This is a genomic window from Methylomonas rosea, from assembly GCF_024505055.1.
In the GTDB taxonomy this organism is placed as follows: Bacteria; Pseudomonadota; Gammaproteobacteria; order Methylococcales; family Methylomonadaceae; genus Methylomonas; species Methylomonas rosea.
In genome coordinates, this window is the sequence record NZ_JANIBL010000116.1 from 1 (window position 1) to 4331 (window position 4331).

The window sequence follows — 4331 nt, forward strand, 5'->3', positions numbered from 1 at the left end:
CGCGGCGGCCTGGAATCTGGCAGCCGGGCTGGCCCAGCCGCTGTTCACCGGCGGCCGGCTGCGAGGCGAGATTCGCTTTAACGAGGCCAAAGTGCAGGAAGCGTTTAACCAATATCAAAGCGTGGCGTTAAACGCCTTCCGCGAAGTGGAGCAAGCATTGGCCGCCGAAGTCTGGCTGCGTACCCAGGAACAAGCGCTGCGCGAAGCAGTGCAGCAAACCGAAGCCAGCCGTAAGCTGGCCGTGTATTCCTACCGGCAGGGATTGATCGAAATCCTCACCTTGCTCGACAGCTACCGCAGCACCCTCAACGCCCAAAGCGCGCATTTGGCCGTGCAACGGCAATTATTGAACAATCGTATCAACCTCTATCTGGCATTAGGTGGCGCCGTTTGAATCCACAAGCACTCGATTTAAAAGTTCTGTTGCCTATCCTGGTTTTGCTGGCTGCTGCCGGCGCGGCTTGGGCGATTATCGCCGCCAAGCCGCAAACCGTTCAGCAGAGCGCCGAACCGAACATTCCTAAGGTCAACGTGGTCCGCGCCGAACCGCAAAGCCTGCGGCTAAATGTGATGTCGCAGGGCGTCGTGGCGCCGCGCGAGACTATCGATTTGGTCAGCGAAGTCGGCGGGAAAGTGGCGCAGGTCCATCCGGCCATGGTCGCCGGCGGTTTCTTCGCAGCCAACGAATTGCTGCTGACTATAGATCCGCGCGATTACGATTACGCCATCGTTGCCGCCGAAGCCCAGCTGGCCGAGGCCCAGCGGGTCTTGATCAACGAACAGGCGCAAGTCGAGCAGGCGCACAGCGAATGGCAAGCCTTGGGTGAAGGCGAGCCCACTGCATTGGCGCTGCGCAAGCCGCAATTAGCGGAAGCGCAAGCCAAACTCAAGGCTGCCGAGGCCGATCTGGCCAAGGCCAAACTCAATCGCAGCCGCTGCGAATTGCGGTCACCGTTTGCCGGCCGGGTGCTGAGCAAGCAAGCCGGTTTGGGACAATACGTCCCGTCCGGTGCGGTGGTGGCGCGGATTTACGCCAGCGACATCGCCGAAATCCGTCTGCCGATCAGCACCGAGCAACTGGCGTTTCTGGAATTGCCTTTGGGGCAAAATGCCAAGACAGGCCGTTGGCCGGCGGTGACGCTAAGTGCGGAATTGGCCGGCAAGCCGCAAAGATGGCAAGGCCGCATCGTCCGCAGCGAAGCGGCGCTGGACGACAACAGCGGTCAACTCTATCTGGTCGCCCAAGTGGCCGAGCCGTTTCGGGAAACGTCGGATCGTCCGCCCTTGCTAAGCGGCTTGTTCGTGCAAGCCGAGATCGAAGGCGTGCGCCGCGACGGCCTGTTTACCTTGCCGCGCACCGCATTGAACGGTTTGCAACAAGCCAAGCTGGTCGATGCCGAGCAGCGTTTGGAAATTCGCCAACTGCAAGTGCTGCGCCACGACGCCGAGCGCGTCATCGTCAAGGCCGGTTTAAATCCCGGCGACCGCGTGGTGGTGTCGGAACTGCCGGTACCGGTGGCGGGAATGAAAGTCAACGCGGTCGAAGCTCAGCCTGAAGCCGCCCAATGACGCCTGCCAACCAGCGTTTAGGTTTATTGGCCTGGTTCGCCGGCAATCCGGTTGCGGCCAATCTATTGATGCTGTTGATTCTGACCGGCGGCGTGCTGGGCATCGTCGGTGTCGATAAAGAAGTCTTTCCGCGCTTCAGCCCCAATAAAATTCTGATCGAAGCGGTATTTCCCGGCGCAGGCCCCTCGGAAGTCGAGGAGTCGGTGTGCGTACCGATTGAGGAAGCCATCCACGACGTGCCGGGTGTTAAGCATCTGCATGGCGAGATTAGGGGCGACAACTGCAAGATCGGCGTGGAAATTCTGCCGAACCATGACCGAATTCAGATGATGGCAACACTGCAAAGCCGGGTGCAAGCCATTCCGCGCTTGCCGAAGCAGCTGGAAAAAATCCAGGTGTTGCAGGCCGATCGCGAGGACGACGACGGCGTGATCTGGCTGGCTTTGCACGGCGCCACCGATGCAACCACTCTGCAACGCTACGGCGACCGGATTCAGGAACAATTGGCGGCTATTCCGGGTGTTAGTCGCGCCCGCAATTACGGTGAACTGGCCTACGAAATCGACATCGAAGCGTTGCCGCAACAATTGCGCAAATATCAGCTGATGCTGGATGAGGTGGCGCAAGCGGTGCGCAAGGCCTCGGTCGATCTGCCGGGTGGTCTGATTAAAAACCCCGACGGCGAGCTGCTACTGCGCGTCAGCGGCCGGGCCCGCGATGCCGACGCGGTCGGCGCGTTGATCGTCAAGACCTTGCCGGACGGCAACCGGGTGCGCTTGGAGCAGATCGCCACCATCAAAGACGGCCTGGAAGAACGCCTGTGGGCCTGGCACCACAATGGCCAGACTGCGCAGGGTTGGGAAATCCACGCCGAACAAGACAGCGTGGCGGTGGCGCGGAGGGTGAAGGCTTATGCCGAAGAGATGCGCGCGCAATTGCCGGAAGGCTTGCGCCTGATTACCTGGTGGGACGATTCGCAAGCTTACGACGAGCGCATCGGCACACTGTTGGAAGATGGTTTGAGCGGTTTCGTACTGGTTTGCCTGGTGCTGACCTTGTTCTTGCGGCTGCGAGTAGCGTTGTGGGCCGGCGTCGGCATCTTTACCTCGGTGCTGGGTGCGTTCTGGCTGATGCCGGCACTGGATATTTCCCTGAACATGCTGTCCTTGTTCGGTTTTTTACTGGCGATGGGCATCTTGGTGGACGATGCCATCATCATCGGCGAGAGCGTGCATAGCCGGCAAATTGCAGGCAAGCAATCGCCGCTGCAAGCCACAATTAGCGGCGTGCGGGAAGTGGCACTACCGGTCAGTCTGTCGGTATTGATTGTGCTGGTAGCGTTTTTGCCCGGCCTGTTTTTACCGGGATGGGCGGGGCAGATGATGCGGCCGATTTGCCTGGTGATGATATTGACACTGGTGTTCTCGCTGGTCGAGGCGCTGTTGATTCTGCCGTCGCATCTGGTCGGCGACATCGACACCGAGGCCAAACCCGGCTATTTACAACGCTTGCGCGAGCGGATGAATCGAGGATTGGATCGTTTCGTCGCGCGTATTTATCGGCCGCTGCTGGAAACTGCGATGGCCTGGCGCTATTTGACCGTGGCCTTGTTCATCGCCCTGCTGGCAATTTGCGCGGCGCTGGTCCTTAGCGACCGGGTGCGGCAATCGATTAATCCGGATGTCGCCAAGGACAGTTTTTGGGTATCGATACAGTTGCCGCAGAGCGCGCCTTACAGCGAGACTCAGGCACTGGCGACCCAGGTGGAAAAAGCCTTATTTGCTTTGCGCGACGAACTGGACGGTATGGATCAGGCACGTATTAACAGTGTGCAAGCCGCTGATGCCAACGACCAAAGCGTTATCGTCGGCGTGGAAACCATTATTTGGGAGCACGGCGCCGGTATCTGGCTGGAGTTCTCGGCCGAGGGTCGCCGGCGCTTGAGAGTAGAAGAATTCATCCGCGATTGGCGGCAACGCATCGGCGATATTGGCCGGGGCAAGGTCGATTTTATTTATAAAGAAGGCGACGTACCTTACGACATCGAGTTGCTGCTGGGTGCGGGCGATCCGAGTTTGCTGCAACCCGCCGCCGAGCAACTTAAAAAGACACTGGAAGCGTTTCCCGGCGTTTACGATGTGATCGACTCGTCCGAACCGGGCAACCCCGAAGTGCGGCTGGCTTTGAAGCCGGAAGCCGAACGCCTGGGTTTGCGGCTCGAGCAGTTGGCCGAGCAAGTCCGACAAGGCTATTACGGTGCGGAAGTGCATCGCTTCTTGCGCGGCCGCCGCGAAGTAAAAGTGATGGTGCGCTACCCCTTGGAGCAGCGGCAATCGTTGGATGCGTTGAAGGCTCAACCGGTGCGCCTGCCAAACGGCAGCAGCGTGCCGCTGAACGATCTGGCCGAGATCAAGCTGGTGCAAGGCTATTCCCGGTTGAACCGCGAAGACCGGCACCGGGTTTTGAAAGTGCAGGCCCGCGTCGATCCGACCAAAGCTGACGTCAATGGCATTTACGCCGCGCTGGAAAGCGGCGCCTTGTCGCGCCTGGAACAGGCTTTTCGGGGCTTGAATGTGCAAATCGGCCAGCAGCGCCAGGAACAGGAAGCCATGTTGGCGGCCTTCGGCAAAAACACCTTGATCGCGCTGTTGGTGATCTATGCCTTGATCGCGGTGCCATTCAAGTCTTACAGCAAACCGCTGATTTTTCTGCTGGCCGCGCCGGTGGCCTGGAGCGGCGCGGTGCTGGCGCACTGGGCAGCC

3 protein-coding genes are annotated in these 4331 nt (G+C 59.7%); all 3 read left to right on the forward strand.

Annotation, left to right across the window (positions count from 1 at the left end):
- Positions 1 to 394, forward strand: a 394-nt coding sequence (locus NP589_RS21175; protein ID WP_256608750.1) for a TolC family protein, incomplete at its 5' end; no start/stop codon positions are given.
- Positions 391 to 1569: an efflux RND transporter periplasmic adaptor subunit gene (locus NP589_RS21180; protein ID WP_256608751.1), complete on the forward strand. Its 1179-nt coding sequence runs from the start codon at positions 391 to 393 to the stop codon at positions 1567 to 1569. The genes NP589_RS21175 and NP589_RS21180, both read left to right, overlap by 4 nt.
- Positions 1566 to 4331: efflux RND transporter permease subunit (locus NP589_RS21185; protein ID WP_256608752.1), on the forward strand; the 2766-nt coding region annotated here is incomplete at its 3' end. The genes NP589_RS21180 and NP589_RS21185, both read left to right, overlap by 4 nt.